Below are 23,849 nucleotides of genomic sequence, written 5' to 3'. Positions count from 1 at the left end.
AGTGGTTTGTATTGCAGCAGACTCCGGGCGGCGGCAGATTGACGTGTCTCACAAGGAAGCGCCAGGCCCGGGCGATCGGGCTGCCGACTTGCCGTGTTCACCCCGGCGGGATGTTCAGCCACAATGCGCGGCATGGCTTTCCTTGCTGCGCGCGATGTGTTGAGGCTCCGATCGCTGGGCCTGCTGGTCTGTGCCCTGCTGTGCTGGCTGCTGCAGTACGGCAGCGTGCAGTATGCGGCGCCGCAGGTGGCGGCCCTGTTCCAGGCGGCCATTGCCGTGGCCTGGTCGATGCTGCTGCTGTGGCTGTGGACGCGGTGGCGCGGTCTGGCGCTGTTTGCGCAGGGCGCCTCGCTGTGGCCGGCGCTTTGGGGCGGCATGTTGTTCACCGTGCAATGGGCCTGCCTGTATCTGGCCGTGGACCAGATGCCGCTGTGGCGCGTGGCGGTGGTCTTCGCGCTGCTGTTGGGGCTGTTCCTGGCTTTGCTGACATGGCGCGGGCGGCGCCGTGCGTGGGGGCGGCGGCTGCTGATCGGCGCGGGCGGCGCGGCGCTGCTTGGTGGCTGGTCCTGGTTCGACGGGCACGGGGGCGCGGGCCTGCTCGCGGCAGTGGCCGCATGGGCGTTCGCGCTGGGGTTTCAGCAGATGCGTTGCGCCCAGATGCGGCCGCAGGAACTCATGCGCTGGCGCTTCTATCAACTCTGCGTTGCTGCGCTGCTGCTGCCCCTGGCTGCGGTGGCCTTCAGTCCGAGCTGGAATTTCCTGCCTGGCGCGGACGGGTTGGGCGCGATCTTCGTGCAGACCCTCTGCGGCGGGCTGGCGTTTCCGTTTCTTCTCGCGGCCGCCTCACCACACGCCCGGAATGAAGCGCCGGGTGACACGCTGATACCCGGCGTACTCGGGCCAGACACCTGAGAGCAGGCGCTCTTCCATGGCGGCCTTGAAGTTGAGCACGACGCACAGGGCCAGCCACAAGGCCCATTGCACCGGGCTGTGCGCCGCGGCGGCAACACCGGCCATGAACAGCAGCAGCGCCACGTACATGGGATGACGCACCCAGCGGTACGGGCCCGTCGTCACCAGATGCGCGCCCTGGCGAGGCTCGGGCACGATGTTGAAATTGCCCGGCCGGTTGTGCCAGAACACCCACAGCACCAGGGCGGCGCCCGCGGCCAGCAGCAGGTAGGACATCCAGCCCCGGCTCCCATGCGGCGCAGGCCAGAAGACCATCAGGCCGATGAGCCCGAACTGGGCGGCCACCCAGAGGCGGGAGAGGGTATGGGTCGGCATGGGCGGGTTCAGTCGAGGGCGTGCTGCGGAGGAGGCGAGGGTGGTCTGGATGGATCAGCCATCACAGGGGGCGGCCGAGCGTTTTGCAGTGCGGGAGACCGTGCATAGGCTGTGGGCATCATAGGGGCGTGGCCCGCGCCAGCCCGACCACGCCTGGGCAGGCGGGCCCGCAAAACCTTGTTGTGGCGCAAAGGATGCAAGGGTTTACCCGCATAAGCTGACCCTATCGGTTACTCAATGTCACACAAGAACCCATCACGTGACAGGCCTGGCCGATCCGAGGATTCATTCAAGGGAAACATCATGCAAGCCACAACTCGTCGTCATTCATGGACTTTACGCGCCGTTGCCGCTGCCGCCCTGCTGGTCGGAGGGGCGGCCTTCGCTCAAGACAAAGAGCCGATCCAGCCGATCGAGCCTTTCAAGGTCATCAACCCCGCCCTGGTGGAACTGGGCAAGAAGCTCTACTTCGATCCGCGCCTGTCGAAGTCGGGCGTGCTGTCGTGCAATACCTGCCACAACCTCAGCATGGGCGGCACCGACAACATCAAGACCTCCGTGGGCCACAAATGGCACCAGGGCCCAATCAATGCGCCCACGGTGCTGAACTCGGGCATGAACCTGGCCCAATTCTGGGACGGCCGCGCCAAGGATCTCAAGGAGCAGGCCGGCGGGCCCATCGCCAATCCGGGCGAAATGGGCTTCACGCATGATCTGGCCACCGATGTGGTGGCCTCGATTCCCGCGTACCGCGCCGAGTTCAAGGCGGCGTTCGGCAGCGACCAGGTGAGCATCGGCGCGATCACCACCGCCATCGCCGCGTTCGAGGACACGCTGGTCACGCCCAACTCGCGCTTCGACCAATGGCTCAAGGGCGACAAAAAGGCCATGAACGCCCAGGAGCTCGCGGGCTACAAGCTGTTCAAGGAGAGCGGCTGCATCGCCTGCCATTACGGCACCATCATGGGCGGCACCTCGTTCCAGAAAATGGGCGTGCAGGAGCCGTACAAGACCGCCAACAAGGAGGTGGGCCGTGCGGCCGTCACCGGCAAGGATGCCGACCGCTTCAACTTCAAAGTGCCCACGCTGCGCAATGTCGAGCTGACCTATCCCTACTTCCACGACGGGCAGGCCGATACCCTGAAGGAAGCGGTCGACATCATGGGCCGTCTGCAACTGGGACGCAAATACTCCGCCCAGGAGAACGCCGACATCGTGGCCTTCCTCAAGACCTTGACGGGCGAGCAGCCGCAAATTCTGCTGCCTCTGCTGCCGCCCTCGGCCGACAGCACCAAGCGGCCGACGCCCTTCGACTGAAGGCTGTCCCCGCCGGCCGCGCTGTGAAGCGCTGGCGGTTCAGACGTCGGCCCGCGGGAACCGCACGCGGGCCGAAAGCCCTGCTGAATCGGGCCGGTTGTCCAGCGTGACCTCGGCACCGAAGGCCAGCGCCGACTCGCGCACGATGGCCAGCCCGAGCCCGGTCCCCGAGGTGTCGGCGCTGTTGCCGCGGTAGAACCGCTCGAACACATGGGGGCGCAACTCCGCCGGAATGCCCGGCCCGGTGTCGTCTACCTGCAGCCAGGCGCGGCCCTCGTCGAGCCCGACCTGCACGGTGACACTGCCGCCCCGCGGGGTGTAGCGCACCGCGTTGTCCACCAGATTGAAGAGCAGGGCGTGCGCCAGCGCGGGATAGGCCTGCACCTCGGCCTGCGTGCACGCGGGGAGAAAGCCGAGGTCGATGCCCCGGGCATCGGCCAGCGCGGCCAGCTCGATGACCACCTCGCGCGCCAGGTCGACCAGATCGACCGCCTGCGTGGGCCGCACGCCGCCGCGCGAGGCCTCGGCCTGCGACAGACTCAGCAGCTGATGGATGAGTTGCGCGAGCTGCCGCGACCCGTTTCCCAGCGCTGCGAGCGTGTGCTGCAACTCCGCGCTGGCGGGCTGGCGGCTGGCGTAGTCGAGCTGGGTGGCGATCAGGGCCACCGGGGTGCGCAGCTGATGGGCGGCGTCGGCGATGAAGCGCTTCTGCAGCTCGATCTGCCGCGTGAGCTGGGCGGCATGCTGGTTGAGGGTTTCCACGATGGGCCGCAGCTCGCGCTGCAGGGCCACGGTGCGCAGGGGTGACAGGTCGCTGCTGTCGCGCGCGCGCAGCGCCGCGCGCAGCCGCAGCAGCGGCCGCAGCTCCAGGGTCAGGCCCAGCAGCATCAGCGCCAGCGCCAAGATGAGAAGGGCCGACTCGTGCAGCAGCGTGGGCCACCACAGACTGGCCGCGAGCCGGTCGAAGGCGCGGCGGGTTTCGGCCACACTGATCAAGACCTGGGTCGTCTGGTCGTTGCGGTACAGCGCCCGTGACAGCGTGACCTGGCGCACCGTGTCGCCCTGAAACCGGGCATCGTCATAGCGCGCCGCGGCACCGCCGGGCAGCGCGGGCACCGTCAGCCCGGGCCAGCCTGCGAGCAGCCGCCCCTGCGCGGTGCGAACCTGGAAATACACGCGGTCCTGCGCCGGGGAGGCGAAGATCTCCAGCGCGGCCGGTGGAGTCTGGGCGGTGAGCTGTCCGTCCTGCCAGCTCACCTGGCCCGCCATCATCTGCGCCGACGCGAGCAGCTGCCGGTCCTGGACGAGCCGCGCCACATCGCGCGCATTGCTCCACGACAGACGGGCGGTGAGGGCCAGCGCCAGCGTCATGGGGAGCAGCACCCAGAGCAGCAGCCGCAAACGCAGACTGGTCATGGCGCGTCGGCGTCGCGCAGCAGATAGCCCAGACCGCGCAGGGTGACGATGCGCGCCTGGGTGGAGTCGAGTTTGCGGCGCAGCCGGTGCACATAGATCTCGATGGCGTCTTCGCCGACCGCGTCCTCGGGCGCGAACACCGCCTGCGCGAGCTGTGTCTTGCTCACGGTCTTGCCCATGCGCAGGAGCAGCGTTTCGAGGACCCGGTGTTCACGCGGCGTGAGCGTCAAGGGCGCGCCCGCGGCCTGGAAGGCCCGCGTGTCCAGGTCGTAGAGCAGGTCGCCGCAGCGCAGCTGGGACTGGCCGCTGCGGCTCTGGCGCCTAATCAGCGCCTTGATGCGCGCCACCAGCTCGCGGATCTCGAAGGGCTTGACCAGATAGTCGTCGGCGCCAAGCTCCAGGCTGTCGACCTTGATGTCGAGCGAGGCGCTGGCGGTGAGGATGAGCACGGGCAGGTCGTTGCGCTGACGTCGCAGCCGGCGCAGCACGCTGCGGCCGTCGAGCCCGGGCAGCTTGAGGTCGAGCAGCAGCAGGTCGTAGGGCGTCTGCTCCAGCCGCGCGATGGCGGCCTCGCCGTCATGCACCGTGTCGACGTCGAACTGCTCTTCGCGCAGAACCTTGCCCAGCCAGAGGGCGAGATCGTGGTTGTCTTCGACGAGCAGCAATTTCATGGCATCAGATCCGGGGGCGAAGGGAGGCACTGTCGCCGTGGGCAGGCGCCGCGGCATCCGGGAAAGTCCCGAGATTCGCGCGGTGCGCCTGAAAGCGGATTGAAGGCTGGGCCTGCCTAGCATTCCGTTCACGGCGCACCGCATCGGCGTCGCCGCCACGACAACAGGTTTCACAGGAGACAAACCATGCACACATTCAAGCGTATCGCAGGCGCCACGGCGGTGGCTCTGGCCTGCACGGCCCTGGCCGCGTCGGCGCAGGCCGCAGAGAAGATCAGCATCATGGTGGGCGGCATCAACAAGATCATCTACCTGCCGGCCAAGCTCACCGAGCAACTGGGCTACTTCAAGCAGGAAGGGCTGGACGTGCAATTGCTGTCCGAACCCGCCGGGGTCAACGCTGAAAACGAAATGATCGCCGGCGCCGTGCAAGGTGTGGTCGGCTTCTACGACCACTCCATCGACCTGCAGAGCAAGGGCAAGGAGATCGAGTCGGTGGTGCAGTTCGCCAAGGTGCCGGGCGAGGTGGAACTGGTGTCGACCAAGGAGGCCGGTGCCATCAAGTCGCCCGCCGATTTCAAGGGCAAGACGCTGGGGGTGACCGGACTGGGCTCGTCCACCGACTTTCTCACGCAGTACATGGCGGCCAAGAGCGGGCTCAAGCAGGGCGACTATTCGCTGCTGGGCGTTGGCGCGGGCAATACCTTCATCGCGGCCATGCAGCAGGGCCGCATCGACGCGGGCATGACCTCCGATCCGACGGCGGCGCAGATGCTGTCCACCGGCCAGGCCAAGGTGCTGGTCGATCTGCGCACCGAGCAGGGCACGCGCGCCGCGCTGGGCGGTGTGTATCCGGCGGCCTGCCTGTACATGCCCAATGCCTGGGTCAACAGCCATAAGGAGGAGGTGACCAAGCTCGCCCGGGCCTTCGTCAAGACGCTGCAGTACATCCACACCCACACGGCCGAACAGGTGGCCGACCAGATGCCCGCGGACTACTACGGCGGCAACAAGGCGCTGTATGTGCAGGCGCTGAAGGCGTCGCTGCCCATGTTTACCGCAGACGGCCGCATGCCCGAGGGCGGCCCGCAGACCGTGCTGCAGGTTCTTTCCACCTTCAAGCCCGCGGTGAAGGCCGCGCACATCGACCTCTCCAAGACCTACACGACCGCGTTCGTGACGGCCGCGGCGAAGTAAGCATCGCATCTGCAGACGCCTCCGGTCCGGCGCGGCATGCCGGGCGGGCCGGGCGCGCCTGCTCCTCGTTCCAGGAGGCGCCATGGCGTTTCAACCCCCCAGCGTGCCAGCCATCGAGCTGGACAACGTGACCCTGAGATTCCTGTCGCCCGATGGCAAGGCCACGGTGGCGCTGCAGGATTTCAGCATGACGGTGCAGCGCGGCGAGTTCTGCGCCATCGTCGGCCCGACCGGCTGCGGCAAATCGACCACGCTCAGTCTCATCACCGGGCTGCTGCAGCCGACGACCGGCAAGGTTCGGGTGATGGGCGAGGCGGTGCAGGGCATCGACCCGCGCATCGGCTTCGTCTTCCAGAGTGATGCGGTGTTTCCCTGGCGCACGGTGCTCGACAACGTGGCGGCGGGGCCGATGTTTCGCGGCCAGAGCAAGGCGCAGGCGCGCGAGCTGGCGGAGCAGTGGTTGCGGCGTGTCGGGCTGGTGGGTTTTGAAAAGCACTACCCGCACCAGCTCTCGGGCGGCATGCGCAAGCGCGTGGCGCTGGCGCAGACCTTCATCAACAAGCCCGAAATCCTGCTGATGGACGAGCCCTTCGGCGCGCTCGACATGCAGACCCGCACCTTGATGCAGGATGAGCTGTTGCAGCTTTGGTCGGCCAGCGGCGGCTCCGTGGTGTTCGTCACCCACGATCTGGAAGAGGCCGTGGCACTGGCGGACAAGGTGCTGGTGCTGACCTCGCGCCCGGCCACGGTCAAGCAGGTCTACACCATCGATCTGCCGCGGCCGCGCGTGATGTCGCAGATCCGTTACGAGCCGCGTTTCATGGATTACGCCCGCGAGATCTGGAACGATCTGCGCGAGGAAGTCCACATCTGAGCTGGAGACCGAGAGATGGCAAGCACCGTGCAATTCGAGGGTTCGCAGTCTGATGCGGCCCCCACGTCCCCGGGCCGCAGCGCCCAGGCCGCCGCGCAGGCCGAGGCCGAGGCGGCCGCGCAGCGGCTGATGCGCCGCCGCGCGCGGCTGGTGACCTTCTGGCGCATCGCCGTGCTGGTGATCATCCTGGGCGGATGGGAGCTGGCGGCGCGGCTGCACTGGATCGATCCCTTCTTCTATTCGATGCCCACGCTGATCGTGGCGCAGATCTACACCTGGATCGTGCACGGCACCTCTCAGGGGCCGTTGTGGCAGCAGGTGCTGGTCACGCTCGAAGAAACCGTGCTGGGCTTTCTGATCGGCGCGGCGGGCGGCATCGTCTGCGGCATCCTGCTGGGCCGCAACAAGCTGCTGGCCGACATCTTCAGCGTCTATATCAAGGTGGCCAATTCCATCCCTCGCGTGGTGCTGGGCTCGATCTTTGTCATCGCCCTCGGGCTGGGCATGGCGTCGAAAGTGGCCCTGGCCGTGGTCATGGTGTTTTTCGTCGTCTTCGGCAACGCCTTCCAGGGCGTGCGCGAGGCCGACCGCTACATGATCGCCAACGCCCAGATCCTGGGCGCGTCGCCGCGGCAGGTGACGATGAGCGTGGTCGTGCCCTCGGCGCTGAGCTGGATTCTGGCCAGCCTGCACGTGAGTTTCGGCTTCGCGCTGGTGGGCGCCGTGGTGGGCGAGTTTCTCGGCGCGCGCCAGGGCATCGGGCTGCTGATCTCGACGGCGCAGGGCGCGTTCAATGCCAGTGGCGTATTCGGCGCCATGATCGTGCTGGCCGTCGTCGCCCTGATGGCCGAGGGGCTCATCACCCTGCTCGAAAACCGCCTGCTCAAATGGCGGCCAGCGCAGTTCGGCTGAACCCCGCGGCCTGAGAGGTTGTGAACAAATCCGCCATGACCGCTCATCGCGCCCCAAAGGCCCCACTCGGCGTTGCAAATGCTCGCCGTGCCTCGGGGCACGGCTGTGCTTTGCGCCTTGATTGGAACCTTTGGGGTGCGCTGCTCGGCCACGCCGGATTCATTCACAACCTCTGAGCCGTGCTCACCAGCGGCGCTTGCGCACGTTGCGCAGGAACTCGTCGAGGATGGGCGTGCAGTCGAGCAGCTCGGGGTTGGACGGGTGGTGGAATTCCGGGTGCCACTGCAGGCCCAGCAGAAAGTTGCGGCCGGTGCCGCGTATGGCTTCGGGCAGGCCATCTTCGGGGCTGATCGCGTCCACCACCAGATCGCGGCCCAGGGTACGCACGGCCTGGTGATGCACGGACACGATGTTCAGGCTGCCGGGGTCGACTTCGGGATAGAGGCGGGCAAGCAGACCGCCTTCGGTGAATCGCACCGGGTGGTAATGCCGGTCGTAGGTATCGCTGAGGTGTTGGGTCTGGCTGGCGGTGAATTGCGAGGGCAGATCCTGATAGAGCGTGCCGCCCATGGCGACGTTGATGAGCTGCGCCCCGCGGCAGATGCCCAGCACGGGCTTGCGCACCTCGATGAATTCGTGCAGCAGTTCCATTTCATAGCCGTCGCGCACCGGGTCGCCCGCCCACTCGGGCTTCAGAGGATCTTCGCCGTAGCTGTTCGGGCTCATGTCGGCGCCGCCTTGCAGGATGAGCCCGTCGAGCGCGTCGGCGTAGTCGCCCAGGCGGATATTGCTGCGCACCAGTCCGCTGCCCGTGGCCACGGTGGGCACCATGAAGACCAGCACATCGCGCGACATGGCCCAGTGCGCGACGGACTGCTCCAGGTACTGCAGGGTTTTGCTGCGCAAACCGGCCTGGCCCGGCTGGGGGTGGTCGATGCGCGCTGAAATGCCGATTTTCAGGGGTTTGGTCGCCATGGGGGATCTCGCTGTGGCAGGAAGGGTTTCATCTTAGGACGCCGACGCGCCAGAAGCGTTCCCTTGGGCGGCATTCGGCGTCGCCTCAGCGGAACTCGAAGGTGTAGAACAGATCCACCGCGTTCTCGGTGCCGGTCTGGGCCTGGACCGACAGGCGGCGGGTGAGCTGGTACTGGATGTTGAAGATGTTCGACACGCCGTTGAGCCCGCGCGAGAACGTCACCAGCGTGTTCGACGACAGGCGTTTGCTCAGCGTCAGCACGGTGCTGGGCAGACCGTTCGTGCTGGTCGTCGAGGTGCCGGTGGCGTTGCTCGTACCCAGGGGGTCGGTGCTGCTGGCGCTTTGCACGCTGATGCTGTCCAGCCCGACGGCATGGGCCAGTCGGGTCTGCAGCGGCTGGCCGTCACTCGGGCCCAGCAGGGCCGCGGCGGCGGTCTGCAGCAGGCCGATGTCTGAGGCGCCGACTTGGCTGAGCGGCTGCCCGAGCACCAGCCACGACAGGATTTCGGTGTCGGGCATCGCGGGCGTCGAGCTGAGCTTGATCAGCGGCCGCCGCGCGGTGCCGCCGATGTTCACGCCGACCTCGATGCCCGTGGGCAGGTTGGGCCGGGTCGCGGTGATGTTCAGTCCTGGGTTGTCCACCGGCCCGGCGAAATTGACGCGCCCTTGTGTCACCTGAAGCTGCTGGCCGTAGGCGGTGTATTCGCCCTGAACCACTTCGATGCTGCCCGTGGCCGTGGGCGTGGCGCCATTGTCGGCGCGCACGCGCACGCTGCCACCCAGCATCGCGTCCAGTCCCTGGCCATAGAGGTGGAAGTTGGAGCCGAGGTTGAACGTGCCATCGAAACGCACGGCGTTGGGCATGGCGGCGGGAGGCTTGCTCGCCGCGGGCGTCTGGCCCTTGATGACCACGTCGCTGCTCAGTGTGGGACCGCTGGCGCGCGGCAGGGCGATGTCGGCACGATCGGCAGTGAGATTCGTGGTGAGTGCCAGCACCTTGTCGGCGAGCTGGGCCTGGGCGGTGCCGCTGAGCACGAGCTGCCGATCGGGGCGGCTGAGCAGTTGGAGCTTGTCGGCCTTGAGGTCGAGGGTCGCGCGGGGCAGGCCATTCTGCAGCCGTGCGTCGCCAGTGGCCGTGAGTTGTCCCTTGCCACCCTGGAGCTGCAACTGGTCGAGCTGGAGCCGGTCGCCGGTGAAGTGGGCGCGCAGCACGCCGTTCTTGAGATCGAGCCCCTGGGCAGGCCAGGCCAGCCGCAGCGCCCGTCCTTCGAGCGAGCCGCTGAACTGCGGTGCGGCCAGCGTGCCGCGGCCTTGCACGGCCAGTTGCAGTCGGCCTTCGGCGCGGTAGTCGTAGCCGATCAGCGGCGCGGCCCAGGCCAGGCTGGGCATGTCGGCACCGGCGTCGAGCTGCAGCGGCGCGTCGGCCGCGACGCCCCAGAGATCGCCGCGCCGACTGAGCTGAACATGGCCGCTGGCCTGGACGGTGCCCATGCCGGTCTGCAACACGCCCTGCGCTTGCAGGCGGCCTTCGTGCGCGGTGAGGTCGAGCACGAGCTGGCCGATGTCCAGCGGCATGAAGCCGTCGCGCGACGCAGCCGGGCCGAACGTGGCGTCGCAGGTGGGGCCGAGCTTCACCGTGCCCACGCGCTTGGCCGGTGGCGCGGCGACCTGCAGGGCGATGTCGCCGCTGTCGCGCTGCAGATGCACATGGCCCTCGACGCTCGCGCCCGCGTCGATCTTCCAGTCGCCCGAGAGCACGAGGGTGTCGCGCAGCCGGGCGGGGGCGATGCCAGCGAGTCTCAGCAGATCGGCGGTCTGCACGGCGCTCATGCGCCCATCGGTGCGCAGCAGGCCCGGCGCCAGTTGAAGGTTGTTCAGATCGATGTGTCCGGCCTGAAGCTGAAGGGCCGCATGCTGGAGCTGCAGACGCAAGGGCGCGAAGGCCAGGTCGAGTGCGGCCGGGGCCTGGAGCTTGAATGCCAGCGGGCCGCTGTTGTCGAGCGCGGTGATCTGGCCGCGCCAGCCCTGTGGCGCACCCAGCCAGCCACCTTGCGCGCGCAGATGCAGATCCACCGGCAGCGGCTGCTGGGCTGCTGTGCTGGCGCCCGTAGGGGGCGTACTTTCTGCGCCGCCCAGGGGAAGCTGGCCCTGAGCGTCCAGCGCGAGGCTGTGCTGGGCGCGGGTGCCCGTGACATCGAGCGAGGCGGTGCTCAAGGTGGTGTCGTGTTGCGGCTTGCCCAGCCCGGCGAGCCGTAGCTGCTGCAACCGTACTTTCAGGTCGAGCTGGCCCTTCAATCCGGCCGTGGTCTGGGCCTGGGTCTGCAGACTGTGAAGTTGCACGGTCTGGCCGTCCTGATGCCAGTCGAGGCCGTCGAGATCGACCTGGAGCGAGCCCGCGAGGCGGTCGAGCAGGGTGTCGAGGGAGGTCGCCGTGGCAGGGCTCGCCCGGGCGGTGCTGAAGCTGCTGCGGGCGCTGAGGTGATGCAGCGCCAGCGCTTTGCCCCATCGCACGCCGTCGGCCTGCAGGGTGAGCTTGCCCGCGGGCGCCTGCAGACCGCCGCGCAGCTGGCCCTGGGCCTCGGCGCTGCCTTGAAGCGTGTCGTCGATCTGCGCGAGTTGCGGTGCGGTCAGCGTCCATTGCAGCGCATCGTCGGGCCGGCCGAAGGCGCCTTTCGCCTGAAGCTGGTTGGCGCCGAGGGCCAGCGCGGCATCGACGTCCCAAAGGCGCTGCCTGTCGAGCGCCAGGCGGGCGTGGCCGGTGAAGGTGTGGCCGCGCCAGACACTGGGCGCGAGCTGCAGCGCAAGTCTGGCCTGCCGCTGCGCAAGGGTGCCGCGGGCGGTGAGGTCGGCGCTGAGCCGGGCCTGCGGATAGGCGCCGAACTGCGCCGGATCGAACTGACGCAGACTGGCGCGCAGATCGAAGGGCTGCGCGCCGCCCGTCGACAGGGTGCCGCTGGCGTCGAGCCGGCCGCCGGGCGCCGCCAGCCGCAGGCGCTGCAATTGCACCGCGTCGCCGCGTCGCTGCGCCTCCATGCGCAAGTCCCAGCCGGGCTGGGCCAGGGCGATCTGCGCGCTTTGCTGCTGCGCCGAGGCGTCGATCGCGACCGGGCCGGACAGACGGGTGGCGGCCAGTTTGCCGTCGAGTGCGCGGGCGTTGAGCTGCGCGACCTGCAACCGGGCCTGCAGCGTGGGCCGGGTCCAGGTCAGCGTGCCGTGGATCTGCCCGCCGGGGCCGAGGTCGATGCGCAGATCGCGCGCGGCGGCCTGCTGGCCGTCACCGGCCAGCGTGGCGCTGAGGCTGCGCAGGGGCAGGCGCCGCTGATCGATCGGGCCGGGCAGGGCGTTGCGCACCTGCAGCTCCCCTGAAAGCCGTTGCGCGCTCGACGGCCCGAGGTCGAATTGCACGTCGAGCGCGGCGCGGGGCAGCGCGGCGCTGAAGGCTGCCGGGTCGAGCGCGCGGGCGGTGAGGCGAGCGCTGCGCAGCGGCGTGGCGTCGAACGGCGTGAGGTGGGCCTGCAGACGGGCGTGGGCGGCGTCCATCTGCAGGGTGCCGTTCAGGCTGAGGTCGCGCAGCGTGCCCTGGGCGCGAAGATCGGCGGCGTTGCCCGCGGCGGCATGCCCCGCCAGGCCGATGTGCGTGGCGTTGAGCGTGGCCTGCAAGGCGTAGGGGGCGCTGTCGCCCAGTTGCGCCTGAAGCTGGGCCTGGGCCCAGGGGGTGACGGCGTTGAGCCGGGCGCGGTAGCGGCCCTGGCCGTAGTGCAGCTCGCCGGTGAAGCGGCCATAGGGCTGCAGCACGCCGGGCGGGCCGATCTGCAGCGCGCCGAGGTCGAACCGGTCGAGGTCGATGCGCAACGGCAGCCGCAGGCTGGCGGGCAGCTCCAGCGGGCCTTTCGCGGGGGCGGCATGGGTTTGCGCGATATCGAGGCGTTGCGCGCTGAAGCTCTGGATGTGCAGCGTGCGGTGCCAGAGCTCGGCGGGCGTCCAGTGCAGGCGGGCCTGGTACAGGGTCGTGGTGGAGTCGGCGGTGACGAGCTGCAACTGCCCGATGCGCACCGAGCGCCACAGACTGCCTTGCACGTCTTTCAGCGTGATTTGCTTCGTACCCAGGCGCAGCGGCGTGCGTGCGGCCAGCCACTGCAGACCGCTTTCGCTGCCCAGCCAGGCGAGAGCGCCCGCGGCAATCAGCACGAGGGTGCCCGCCGCGCCCAAAACCCAGGCAGCCCGGCGCAGGCCCCGGCGGGGGCGGGCGCGCGCGGGGGGCGAGGGCGTCGGGTCTTCGGCCATCAGAACGACAACCCTGCGGTGAAGTTCACCCGATACTCATGCACCGCCTGTCCATAGGCCAGATCCACCGCGATCAGCCCGACCGGGCTGCGCCAGCGCACGCCTGCGCCATAGCCGCGCACGGGCTTGAGGGCGCCCCAGCTGTCGGCCGCGTTGCCGAGGTCGTAGAACAACGCACCGCCCCATTGGCGGGTGAACCAGTGATCGAACTCGGCGCTGGTGGTGAACAGATAGCGCCCGCCGACGATGGCATCGCCCTGGGTCAGGCCCAGGCTTTGATAGGCATAGCCGCGCACCGAATTGGCGCCGCCGGCACGGAACAGGAAGTTCTGCGGTATGCCGCTGGCGCCGTTGGCCAGCACCGCACCGGCTTCGGCGCGGAAGACCAGCTGGTTGTTGCGGTCGATGGGCAGATAGCCCAGCCCGCGCGCGTACAGCCGCACGAAGTTGGCGCTCGACAGCAGCGCCTTGCTCGCGCCGCCGAGCTGCAGATTGATCACGGTGCCGCGGCTGGGGTAGAGCACGCTGTTGATGTCGCGCCGCGTCCAGCTGTAGTTCACGCTGAGGGCGTGCACCTCGCTGGAGGCGGCGCCCGCGGGCTCCAGGCTCTCGGCCTGGTACTGCAGCGCCAGCGCGGTGTCGATGTGGCCGCGCGTGCGTTCGCGCTGCGCGCCGATGCTGGAATTGCGCGTGACCAGGCCGGAGATGTCGGTACGGTCCTGCGACAGCGTGACGCTGTCGTCGTAGCCGATGGCGGTTCGCGGAAAGGCCAGCTTGAGGCTTCCGCTCTGTTCGCGCGTTTGCAGTTTGATGTCGCTCGACAGCCGCCAGGCCCGCCCCAGAAAGTCGAGATCGTGCCAGCCCATCTGCACGCGCTTGCCGGTGTCGCTGCTCACGCCGACGCCGAAACCGAGTTTCTGCGATCGGTTCTCCGTCAGCTGCACGTCCACCGGCACGACATCGCCTTGCGCCTGGCTCAGATCGGCGTCGACCACGGCGTTGCGGTAATACGGGCTGTTCTGCAGGGCCGCCTGATAGTCGAGCAGGGCGCCCTGCGAATAGGGCGCGCCCGGCTGCATCGGCGCCAGGCGCTCGGCAATGCTCAGCGGGTAGCGCTGCTGTCCGGTGATGTGCAGGCCGCCGAAGACGTAGGCTGCGCCAGTCTGCAGGCGTAGTTGCAGGCGCGCCTCGTGCGTCTGCGGATCGACCGTGGCCCGGCTCTCGGTCAGGCGCGCCGCGGGCCATCGCCCGGACAGCAGGGCCGACAGGGCCTTGGACTTGGCCGCCTCCCAGTCGGCATCGCGGAAGATAGCGCCGGGCTTGAGCGCCCAGAACCGGGTGAGCCGGGCGCTCAACGCGGCGTCGGGTTTGCCGTCTGGGCCATCCACCTGCACATCGACCGACTGCACCAGCGTGGGGCTGCCCGGCTGGACCGAAAGCACGACGTCGATGGGGCCGGATTCGGGGCAATCGACCCGCACGGTGATCTGCGGCGAGAAAAAGCCCTGCGTTTCAAGCAGCCGCTGCACCTGCGCGGGCGCATCATCGGCCAGCCGCTGCACCTGGGCGCGCTGCAAGTCGGGAAAGTCGCGCCAGCGCAACAGATCTAAATTATTAGATAAGAGGGGCTGCAAATCCTTCGGCACATCCAACTGAACGTCATAGAGCGGCTGCGCCGCTTGCGCACGAGACGCTGCCGGAGCCGGTGGAGCCACAGGAGCCGACACTTCGGCCGCCGCACTCAGGGGACTGGCCAGCGCGAGCAGCAGCGCAAGACGGCTTCGACGGCCCCAACGTCGTGGCGGCGCGAGCGGACCTCGTGCGCCTTGGTGCCTGGCAGTCGTCTCTTGGGCCGGTTTTTGATGCATACGCACATTATTCATGCGGATCCGTGGGGCCATGCCCGGGGCGCCGCGAGCGGCGGCGAGGCCAGGTTTGCGCGGCGTCTGCCCTCGGAGCTGCTTTGTAAAGCGCGACTGACAGTGCTTGCTTGTAACAGCGCGGAGTGTGAACATATTCACGGTTTTCACATAAGTTGTCGCGTTTGTTCGTCGCCCGCCTGTTTCGGGTTTTCGAAAATCGGTACGGACGGCATCGTTTGTATCTGCCTCATCTCTGCCTCGTCGCATGACATTTTTCAGTTCAACCGTGCCTCCCGTCACAGCCCTGCGTATTGCTTATCTGGAAGACGATCCGATCACCGCGCTCGAAGTGACGGAATGGCTGACCCAGGCCGGGTATGTGGTTCAGCACTTCACTGATGGGCAGGAATTTGCACGCACCGTCGAGCGCGGCGGCGCGGACGCCTGCCTGCTCGACTGGATGCTGCCTGGCCTGAGCGGGCCCGATGTGTTGTGCCGCCTGCGTCTGCAACTCGGCGCCAGCGTGCCGCCGGTGATTTTCCTGACCGGCCGCAACGCCGAATCGGATGTGGTGCAGGCGCTGGAATCGGGTGCCGACGACTATCTGGTCAAGCCGCTCTCGCGCCCTGTGCTGCTGGCGCGGCTGCAGGCTGTGCTGCGGCGATCGGGCTCGGTCATGCCGGCCGCCCGGCTGCGGCTGGGCGAGATCGAGGCCGATTGCGCCCGGCGGCAGATTTTCGTCCAAGGCCTGCGCGTGGACCTGACCGACCGCGAAACCGATCTGGCGCTGCATTTCCTGCAAAACGTCAACCGCCTGCTCACGCGCGACTTTCTCATCCAGACCATCTGGGGCCTGCGCCCCGAGGTCGAAACCCGCACGGTGGACGTGCACGTCAGCGCGCTGCGGCGCAAGCTGCGGCTGCAGCCCGAGTCCGGCTGGCGCCTGGTGTCGGTGTATGGACGAGGCTACCGACTCGAACGCGCGCGCAGCGCCGACGAGGGCCCGCTGACCGTGCCTCCTGAACTCGACGATTGATTCCGCTCGGGTCGACAATGCGGCTTGGGCGCCGCGCAGCGAGTGCGGCCTGGCCGACCGATGGAACCCGATGCGATTTTCGAGACTGATGCCCCCGCGCCGCCTGGCGCAAGCCTTGAGCCTGTTTCTGGTGGCGTTTTCGCCCGCGCTGGCACAGGCGCAGACCCTGTCGCTCCCGGCCGCCGCGGCCGAAGCTCACGGCCCAGTGTGGCAATACACCGTGCGGCCCGGCGACACCCTCATCGGCCTGGGACGGCAATATCTGCGCGACCCGGCGCAGTGGCCGCTGATCCAGCGCGACAACCACATCGCCCACGCCCGGCAAATTCCGCCAGGCACGGTGCTGCGCATTCCCGCCGATCTGTTGCGGCAGCAGCCGTCGTCGGCGCGACTGGCGCAGGTGTTCGGCCAGGTGCTTTGGCGTGCGCAGGCGCAGAGCGCCTGGCAACCGGCCGAGGCGGGACAAATGCTTGCGGCCGGCTCGCAGGTGCAGGCGCCCGAGGAAGGCAGCGCCGTCATCGAACTGGCCAACGGCACCCGGCTGACGCTGCAGCCGGGCAGCGAGCTCGCGCTGGACACCCTCAGTCTCTATGCCGACGGGCTGATGGCCGACACCCGGCTGCGCCTGCAGCACGGCCAGGTGGAGATTCGCGACAACCCGCGTCGTCTGCCCAACCAGAACCTGCGCATCCTCACGCCCTCGGCGCAGGCGGTGGTGCGGGGCACGCAGTTCCGCGTCGGGGTGGAGGCGCAGATCACCCGCGAAGAAACCCTGGGCGGCGCCGTCGAGCTGCAGGCGGCCGGCGCGCAGGTTCGGGTCGATGGCGGGCAGGGCTCGCTGGCGCGCCAGGGTCAGCCGCCGTTGCCGCCGGTGACGCTGCTGGCCGCGCCCGATGTTTCGTCGTTGCCAAGCGTGTTCGAGCAGCTTCCGCTGCGCTTCACGCTGCCGGGGCAGGCCGGTGCGGCGGCGTGGTTCGGGCAGATCGCGCCCGAAGCCGCTCCGGTGCAAGTGCTGGTGCAGAAATTCAGCGTGGGCAAGGCGCTTAACATCGGCGACCTGCCCGATGGCCGCTATGTCCTGCGCGTTCGCGCGGTCGATGCCAACGGGCTGCAGGGGCTGGATGCGAGCCATGCGTTCACCGTTTTCGCACGTCCCTTCTTCCCCATGCTGACGGCCCCTGGCGCGGGGGCGACCGTGCGCGTGCCACGGCCCACGCTGCGCTGGTCCCAGGTCGTGGATGTGACGCGGACCCATCTTCAGGTCGCCGCGGGGGCCGATTTCGCGCAACCCCTGTTCGACGTCGTCCTACCGGGTGAGGCGTGGGCGCCGTCGGCCGATCTGCCCGCGGGCGAGCTGCGATGGCGCGCGGCCAGCCTCGATGCCCAGGGGCGGCAAGGGCCGTGGAGCGCGGCGCAGACGTTCCGCTACCTGCCCGGCCCAGGGCCTGCCGATCTGGCGAAAGCCGCCGTGCGTTTCGACCGCGACCATCTGCTGCTCGACCTGCCCCCCGCGCCCGCCGGACAACATTACGCCCTGACCTTGTCCGATCACGTCGGCCTGCAACCGGCGCTGGCGCAGACGCAGACATCGGGGGGCGCGGTCTCGCTGCCGCGCCCGGCTTCGGGCAAGCGCTATCTGGGCGCGCGCCTGGTGGACGACAGCGACGGCACGCAGGGGCCGCCCGTGGTGCAGGTCATCGACGTGCCGCCGCGCTATCCCTATCTCTGGCTGCTTCTGATTCCGCTGCTGCCGGCGCTTTGAGGCACCGACGCCGTGGGGTTCTTTCCGAGTTTCCGCAAGGCGGCTTCACGGCGCCGGGGTTCGCGCTCAGGCCGGGGTGAGCAGGCTGCGGCATCGGCCAGGGCGGTGCGTCCCTGGCGCCCCGGGCTGGAGATGTTGCGAGTCGGCGCGCTGCTGCTGATTCTGGCCATCGGCTTGAGCCTGGGCGGCTGGCTGCAGCGCATCGATCATCTGGTGTTCGACCTGGGGCAGCAGCTGCAGCCCGTGGCGACGCCGCAGGGCGTGGTCATCGTCGCCATCGATCAGCAAAGCCTCGAACGTCTCGGGGCCTGGCCCTGGCCGCGCGCCACCGATGCCCGCCTCGTGGACGCGGTCTGCCACGCCGGCGCTGCGGCCGTCGGTCTCGACATCGCCTTCACCGAGGCCGGCGCCGACCCGGCGGGCAATGCCGCGCTGGCGCAGGCCTTGAGACGCTGTGGCCGCGTGGCGTTGCCCGTGGTGATCGACAGTCTGCGCAGCGGCGGGCAGTTCGTCGAAGGCCTGCCGATTCCGGTGCTGGCTTCGGCCGCGGCGGGCCTGGGCCGCGTGGGCGTGCGGCTGGATGCCGATGGCGTGGCGCGCAGCGTCGATCTATGGGAGGGGGTGGGCGCCCCGGTCTGGCCGCTGATGGCGCAGACCCTGCTCGGCCTCGCCCACGCGCCGGTGCGCGGCAGCACGCCGCGCCCGGCCATGGCCGCCGTGCCTCGCCATCCCTACGCCCTGGCCGCCGCGGACCGGCGCCTGCTGCGCTTTGTCGGGCCGAGCGGCACGGTGCCCCGGCTCTCGGCCAGCGCGGTGCTCGACGGGGCCCTGCCGCCCGGCGCTCTGCGGGGCAAGGTGGTGCTGATCGGTGCAACGGCCGTGGGCCTGGGCGATTTTCTCGCCACGCCGGTGACCTCGCAGGGCGCCCCCATGCCGGGCGTCGAGGTCTTGGCCAACACGCTGCTCGCCCTGCGCGACGGCACGCTGATCCGCCCCGTCAACGCGGGCTGGAGCCTGCTGATCACCGCTTTGCTCGCGCTCGCCCCGCTGCTCTGGCTGCCACGGCTGATGCCGCTGGGCGGTCTGCTGGCAAGTGTCGCCTGGGTCGTGGGGCTGGTGGCGGCGGCTGCCGCGTTGCCGCTGTGGTCGGGCTGGTGGTTCGCGCCTCAAGGGGCATTGATCGCCGCGCTTTCGGCCTATCCGCTGTGGGGTTGGCGGCGGCTGGAAGCGGCCCGGCGGCATTTCGATGGGGAGCTGCGCCAGTTGCGTCAGGCCGGTCGCGATTCGGGCGCGGAAGAGGCCGCGCCCGCGCACCGTCGGCTGGGGTTTGAGGGTCGCATCCTGGAAGTGCAGGCGGCGCAGCGGCGTCTGCGCGATCTGCAGTCCCGGCGCGATGATGCGCTGGCGTTCATCAGTCACGACGTACGCGCGCCCTTGGCCGGGGCGGTGCAGCAATTGCAGGCTGGCGCCCTCGACGATGCGGCGCGGCACAGGCTGCTTGGCCAATTGCGGCGGGCGCTCGATCTGGCCCAGGGCTTTCTCAATCTGTCGAGCGCGCAGTCGCTTGAGCCCTCTGAACTGGTCGAACTCGATCTGGGCGCAGTGCTGCACCAGGCCGCCGATTTCGCCTATGACGAGGCGCTGGCCCGGGGTGTGCGTTTCGAGCGCGCCTTGCCCGACGAGCCGATCTGGGTGCGGGGCGATTTTGGCGCCCTGGAGCGTCTGGCCACCAATCTGCTGCGCAACGCCGTGCAGCACAGCCCGACCGAGGCCGTGGTCACGATAGGCGCGGCGCCGACGCCGCGCGCCGTGCGCTTCTGGGTCAGGGATCAGGGGCCCGGCTTGAGCCAGGCGCAAGCCGAGCGCCTGTTCCAGCGCTTCAGCCGGGGCAACGACGACGGCGATCGCTCCCTGTCCGGCAGTACCGGTCTGGGCCTTTACTACGTGCGGCTGGTGGCGGAGAAGCACGGCGGCAGCGCCGGGGTGCAGTCTTCTCCTGGTCAGGGCGCCACCTTCTGGGTGGAACTGCCCAGGCTCGATTCAGGGCAAGGCTGAACAAGTCCTTCGCGCGTCGCGCATCCAGGCTGCAGGCGGTTTGCGGCGCTTATTTCTTCAGCGCGTCGCGGATTTCGCGCAGCAGCACGGTGTCTTCCGGCGTCGGGGCGGGCGGCGCTGGCGGCTCGGCATGCTTGAGCTTGGAAATCATGCGCACCATCATGAAGATGATGAAAGCCAGAATGAGGAAGTTCACGGCCACGGTGATGAAGCTGCCATAGGCCAGCACCGGCACGCCGGCCTTTTTCACCGCCGCCAGCGTCATTTCCGTTCCGTCGGGTACTTTGCCCAGCACGAGGAAGAGGTTGGAGAAGTCGAGCTTGCCCACCAGCGCGCCGACGATGGGCATGATGATGTCGTTCACCAAGGACTCGACGATCTTGCCGAACGCGCCACCGATGATCACGGCGACAGCCAGATCGACGACATTGCCCTTCATGGCAAACGCTTTGAAATCTTGCATCAGAGACATGGGAAAACTCCTCATCGGGTGTGGGAAGACGCGAAAACCTCACGCGCTACCCGGATTTTGCGGGATGCAGCCGGAAATCCCTAGCGGCCTTTCCTTGATGCGCAGGTTTTTTACAGTCATCCCGATCGATGCCTGCGGACCTGGCGCCAAGCGGGTTGTGATTCAAGTCTTGGCGCGGCACCTCGTGGCGCGATACGCCAGGTCACAGTTGATACATACTGGCCCTAGTTTCCGCTCGCTCATCTGCCTACAGTGCCCTCATCCAGGTTTTGCTCCTCGTTGCTGTGAAGCTTGGTCAGGCGTGGTTCGGTTGTACCCCGGATGACGCCGCCCCGATGAGCAGGGAGTGCGCCGCAGCACTGCGTTCGCAGGCTGGAGCGCTGATGACAAGAAGAATCGATGTGGAGACTTCGGGCAGCGGGTATCGCTGCAGGGTGAAACAGATCATCCGCCCAATGTCGTACCGGTCGCACCCGCCAGGATGCGGCCGGGGCATGCAGTGCCAACGGCCCGACCGGGCCGATCGGCGCGAATCCATCGCTGACCGCAGAGATCGGCGAAGACCTAACCTCGTGAGGAGCCAAATGAAAATTGCCAAAACCCTGATTGCTGCCGCCATCGGCATGGGCGCCGCCCACGCCGCATTCGCCATGAACGTGCCCGGTCCGCTGGTCACACCCCAGTGGCTCAAGGCGCATCAAAGTGAAGTCACCATCGTCACCATCGGCGACAACCCCGCCAAAATGTTCACCGCCCAGCCGCAGATGGGCAAGAACAACGCCGTGATGAAGGTCGGCGGCCATGTGCCCGGCTCGATCCTGGTCGATTTCGGCGACATCCGCCAGGCCCGCGTGGAAGACGGCGTCAAGCTCAAGGCGCTGATGCCGACGGCGGAGTTCTTCACCTCGGCCATGGACAAGGCCGGCATGAACAGCGGCAAGCCCATCGTCATCGTCCCCGAGGGCGAAGGCCTGGCGCCGATGGACATGGGCACGCGCCTGTACTTCCAGCTGCGCTATTTCGGTGAGGCGGCCGACCAGGTGGCGATTCTCAACGGCGGCACCGCCGCCTGGCTGAATGCCGGCTACAAGGTCAGCACCGATGCGGCGCCCACGGCCATGGGCAACTGGAAGGCGGGTGCCGAAGATCACGCCATCCTGGCGTCGATCGACGAGGTCAAGGCGGGCCTGAAGGGGGGCTCCGAGCAGTTCATCGACGCTCGCCCGACCCCGCAATACCTCGGCATCGCCAAGAAGCCCATCGACAAGTCGGCCGGTCATCTGCCCGGGGCCAAGTCCTTCCCGACCGATGCCATCGTCCAGAGCAAGGATGGCGTCACCCGCTTCATGACCGCCGCCGATTACAAGCACATCTTCGGCGCTTACAACATCATGGACAGCGCGCCCACCACCACCTACTGCAACACCGGCCACCTGGCTTCGGGCGCATGGTTCGTGGTGCATGAGATCGTGGGCAACAAGAACAGCAAGCTGTACGCCAACTCGATGAACGAGTGGACCAACCTGGGCAACCCCACCGTCGGCCTTCCCGGCTGAACGGCAGTTCGAGCATGAAGGAAGCCGGCCTTGTGCCGGCTTTTTTCATGGGTGCGCTGCCTGCGGGAATTTGGTGCGTTGCAACATTTCTCCACAGTGACAGGTTTTGGCCGGGCAATATTCTCTGGCGTGGTCACGGAGGCAAATTGCTGCAGCGCAGCTCAGTGAATTCCCTAGATTTTGCGCGGTGCCTATGTCAGCGCGCGGTCAGCTAGCCTGAAAACAATCCGTCATCCCAGTGACGTACAGTAACAATTGCCGCGAGGCTGGGTTGATGCGTTGCGTTGCGGGCCTCGGGCATCAGACCCAGCAGCGACGCCACGCCCATGTCCACATACAGGAGACTTGAGCATGGCTTCCATTGCAATGGGCGCAAAAGCGCGCCCCATGACGGCGGGCGAGAAGAAGGTGATCTTTGCCTCATCCCTCGGCACGGTATTCGAGTGGTACGACTTCTACCTCTACGGTTCGCTGGCGGCCATCATCGCCAAGCAGTTCTTCGCTGGTCTGGATGCCGGATCGGCGTTCATCTTCGCGCTGCTGGCATTTGCAGCAGGTTTCATCGTGCGACCCTTCGGTGCTCTGCTGTTCGGTCGGCTGGGCGACATGATCGGCCGCAAATACACCTTCCTGGTGACGATTTTGATCATGGGTCTGTCGACGTTTATCGTCGGCGTGCTGCCCAACTATGCGGCCATCGGCGCGGCGGCACCCGTCATCCTCATCGCTTTGCGTCTGCTGCAAGGCCTGGCGCTCGGCGGGGAATATGGCGGCGCCGCCACCTATGTGGCCGAGCACGCGCCGCATGGCAAGCGCGGAGCCTACACCTCGTGGATCCAGACCACCGCCACGCTGGGCCTGTTCCTGTCGCTGCTGGTGATTCTGGGCACGCGCACGCTGCTGGGCGAGGATGTGTTCAACGACTGGGGCTGGCGCATTCCCTTCCTCGTGTCCATTTTGCTGCTGGGCATTTCGGTGTGGATTCGTCTCAAGCTCAACGAGTCTCCGGCCTTCATCAAGATGAAGGCCGACGGCAAGGCGTCCAAGGCGCCGCTGACCGAGGCGTTTGCGCGCTGGGGCAACCTGAAATACGTCATTCTGGCCCTGCTGGGCTTGGTCGCCGGTCAGGCGGTGGTCTGGTATACAGGCCAGTTCTACGCCTTGTTCTTCCTGACGCAGACGCTCAAGGTCGATGCGGTGACGGCTAACTTGCTCATTGCCGCCGCGCTGCTCATCGGTACACCGTTCTTTGTCGTGTTCGGCTCCCTGTCAGACAAAATTGGCCGCAAGCCCATCATCCTGGCTGGCTGTGCGATTGCTGCGCTGACCTACTTCCCGCTGTTCCAGGCGCTCACTCACTACGCCAACCCAGCGCTGTATCAAGCGGTGCAAAACTCGCCGGTCACGCTCACGGTCGATCAATCGCAGTGCACGTTCCAGTTCAACCCTACTGGCACGGCGAAGTTCACCTCCTCCTGCGACATCGCCAAGCAGATGCTGGCGGCCAACTCGGCCAACTACAACACGGTGTCTGGTACCGGCCCGGCGGTCATTCAGATTGGCGACAAGACCATCACCGTGCTGGGCGCCAAAGATCTTCCGTCCGATGAGTTCAAGGCCAAGGAGGCCGCGCTGAAGAAAGAGATCGGTGCCGCACTCAAGGCGGCGGGCTACCCGGCCAAGGCGGACCCGGCGCAGATGAACACGCCGATGGTGATCGCCATCCTGGCGCTGCTGGTGATTTTCGTCACCATGGTGTATGGCCCGATTGCGGCGGCGCTGGTCGAACTGTTCCCGACCCGCATCCGCTACACCTCGATGAGCCTGCCGTATCACATCGGCAACGGCTGGTTCGGCGGTCTGCTGCCCACCATCGCCTTCGCTCTGGTGGCGCAGAACGGCAACATCTATTACGGCCTGTGGTACCCGGTGATCATTGCTGCGGCCACCTTTGTCATTGGCCTGTTCTTCTTGCCTGAGACTAAAGACCGCGACATTTACGCCGAGGATTGAGGGGCACAGCGCTTTGTGCGTTGAAACTCAGGCAGCAAATAGAGGAGCGCCGCCAGCCTATGGCGGCGCGTTGCGCCAACACCGGTCAACCAGGATAAGTGACTTGATCCAAGTGTCTCGGAGCTGCAACGAATCCGTCGAGCTCTACTCGGCCACGGC

Annotated in this window: 17 protein-coding genes; 10 read left to right on the top strand and 7 right to left on the bottom strand. The window is 67.6% G+C overall.

Annotation, left to right across the window (positions count from 1 at the left end):
• Positions 1-132: 132 nt before the first annotated feature.
• A complete protein-coding gene (locus tag BVH73_RS07280; RefSeq protein WP_245800458.1) occupies positions 133-912 on the top strand; it encodes a hypothetical protein in 780 nt (259 codons plus the stop codon).
• Here the strand turns inward: BVH73_RS07280 and BVH73_RS07275 are convergent.
• Positions 844-1,287 (bottom strand): methyltransferase family protein, encoded by a 444-nt coding sequence (locus BVH73_RS07275; protein ID WP_079417441.1) that lies wholly within the window; start codon positions 1,285-1,287, stop codon positions 844-846. The two genes, BVH73_RS07280 and BVH73_RS07275, sit on opposite strands and share 69 nt — an antisense overlap.
• Positions 1,288-1,590: 303 nt before the next feature.
• Between BVH73_RS07275 and BVH73_RS07270 the strand changes: the two genes are divergently transcribed.
• A complete protein-coding gene (locus tag BVH73_RS07270; protein ID WP_079417439.1) occupies positions 1,591-2,604 on the top strand; it encodes a cytochrome-c peroxidase in 1,014 nt (337 codons plus the stop codon).
• 39 nt (positions 2,605-2,643) lie between these two features.
• On the opposite strand, the gene BVH73_RS07265 is transcribed toward BVH73_RS07270, so the two are convergent.
• Together BVH73_RS07265 and BVH73_RS07260 are read right to left on the bottom strand one after the other, a co-directional pair.
• Positions 2,644-4,020 (bottom strand): sensor histidine kinase, encoded by a 1,377-nt coding sequence (locus BVH73_RS07265; protein ID WP_079417437.1) that lies wholly within the window; start codon positions 4,018-4,020, stop codon positions 2,644-2,646.
• On the bottom strand, positions 4,017-4,691 hold the full coding sequence (locus BVH73_RS07260; protein WP_079417435.1) for a response regulator: 675 nt from the start codon (positions 4,689-4,691) through the stop codon (positions 4,017-4,019). Before BVH73_RS07260 ends, BVH73_RS07265 begins: the two co-directional genes overlap by 4 nt.
• Positions 4,692-4,877: 186 nt before the next feature.
• Here BVH73_RS07260 and BVH73_RS07255 point away from each other — a divergent pair, with 186 nt between their 5' ends.
• From BVH73_RS07255 to BVH73_RS07245, 3 genes are all read left to right on the top strand, one after another.
• Positions 4,878-5,888 carry an ABC transporter substrate-binding protein gene (locus BVH73_RS07255; RefSeq protein WP_079417433.1) on the top strand — a complete coding sequence of 337 codons (1,011 nt, stop codon included), beginning with the start codon at positions 4,878-4,880 and terminating at the stop codon, positions 5,886-5,888.
• Positions 5,889-5,970: 82 nt separating this feature from the next.
• Positions 5,971-6,762 (top strand): ABC transporter ATP-binding protein, encoded by a 792-nt coding sequence (locus tag BVH73_RS07250; protein WP_079417431.1) that lies wholly within the window; start codon positions 5,971-5,973, stop codon positions 6,760-6,762.
• 129 nt (positions 6,763-6,891) lie between these two features.
• Positions 6,892-7,674, top strand: a complete 783-nt coding sequence (locus tag BVH73_RS07245) for an ABC transporter permease (RefSeq protein WP_245800485.1) — start codon at positions 6,892-6,894, stop codon at positions 7,672-7,674.
• Between the two features lie 183 nt (positions 7,675-7,857).
• Here the strand turns inward: BVH73_RS07245 and BVH73_RS07240 are convergent, their stop codons facing one another.
• From BVH73_RS07240 to BVH73_RS07230, 3 genes are all read right to left on the bottom strand, one after another.
• Positions 7,858-8,649: a gamma-glutamyl-gamma-aminobutyrate hydrolase family protein gene (locus BVH73_RS07240; RefSeq protein WP_079417427.1), complete on the bottom strand. Its 792-nt coding sequence runs from the start codon at positions 8,647-8,649 to the stop codon at positions 7,858-7,860.
• 85 nt (positions 8,650-8,734) lie between these two features.
• The gene (locus BVH73_RS07235) at positions 8,735-12,934 is read right to left on the bottom strand and encodes a translocation/assembly module TamB domain-containing protein (protein ID WP_079417426.1); all 4,200 of its coding nucleotides are present in this window, start codon (positions 12,932-12,934) and stop codon (positions 8,735-8,737) included.
• Positions 12,934-14,535 (bottom strand): autotransporter assembly complex protein TamA, encoded by a 1,602-nt coding sequence (locus tag BVH73_RS07230; protein WP_245800457.1) that lies wholly within the window; start codon positions 14,533-14,535, stop codon positions 12,934-12,936. The genes BVH73_RS07235 and BVH73_RS07230 overlap by 1 nt, the downstream gene beginning before the upstream one ends.
• A 547-nt stretch (positions 14,536-15,082) precedes the next feature.
• On the opposite strand from BVH73_RS07230, the gene BVH73_RS07225 reads away from it, so the two are divergent.
• The 3 genes from BVH73_RS07225 (at position 15,083) to BVH73_RS07215 (ending at position 19,649) form a co-directional block, all read left to right on the top strand.
• Positions 15,083-15,832, top strand: coding sequence for a response regulator transcription factor (locus BVH73_RS07225; protein WP_245800456.1), 750 nt, complete (start codon positions 15,083-15,085; stop codon positions 15,830-15,832).
• An 88-nt stretch (positions 15,833-15,920) separates the two neighbouring features.
• Positions 15,921-17,594, top strand: a complete 1,674-nt coding sequence (locus BVH73_RS07220; RefSeq protein ID WP_245800455.1) for a FecR domain-containing protein — start codon at positions 15,921-15,923, stop codon at positions 17,592-17,594.
• Between the two features lie 12 nt (positions 17,595-17,606).
• Positions 17,607-19,649 (top strand): CHASE2 and HATPase_c domain-containing protein, encoded by a 2,043-nt coding sequence (locus tag BVH73_RS07215; RefSeq protein ID WP_245800454.1) that lies wholly within the window; start codon positions 17,607-17,609, stop codon positions 19,647-19,649.
• A gap of 49 nt (positions 19,650-19,698) precedes the next feature.
• Here the strand turns inward: BVH73_RS07215 and mscL are convergent, their stop codons facing one another.
• On the bottom strand, positions 19,699-20,121 hold the full coding sequence (gene mscL / locus BVH73_RS07210; protein WP_079417416.1) for a large conductance mechanosensitive channel protein MscL: 423 nt from the start codon (positions 20,119-20,121) through the stop codon (positions 19,699-19,701).
• Positions 20,122-20,705: 584 nt separating this feature from the next.
• Between mscL and BVH73_RS07205 the strand changes: the two genes are divergently transcribed.
• Positions 20,706-21,677 (top strand): sulfurtransferase, encoded by a 972-nt coding sequence (locus tag BVH73_RS07205; RefSeq protein WP_079417414.1) that lies wholly within the window; start codon positions 20,706-20,708, stop codon positions 21,675-21,677.
• A gap of 351 nt (positions 21,678-22,028) precedes the next feature.
• Positions 22,029-23,690 carry an MFS transporter gene (locus tag BVH73_RS07200; protein ID WP_079417412.1) on the top strand — a complete coding sequence of 554 codons (1,662 nt, stop codon included), beginning with the start codon at positions 22,029-22,031 and terminating at the stop codon, positions 23,688-23,690.
• Positions 23,691-23,849 lie beyond the last annotated feature (159 nt).

The organism is Thiomonas intermedia, assembly GCF_002028405.1.
GTDB lineage: Bacteria > Pseudomonadota > Gammaproteobacteria > Burkholderiales > Burkholderiaceae_C > Thiomonas > Thiomonas intermedia.
This window is presented reverse-complemented; position numbering and strand designations above follow the sequence as displayed.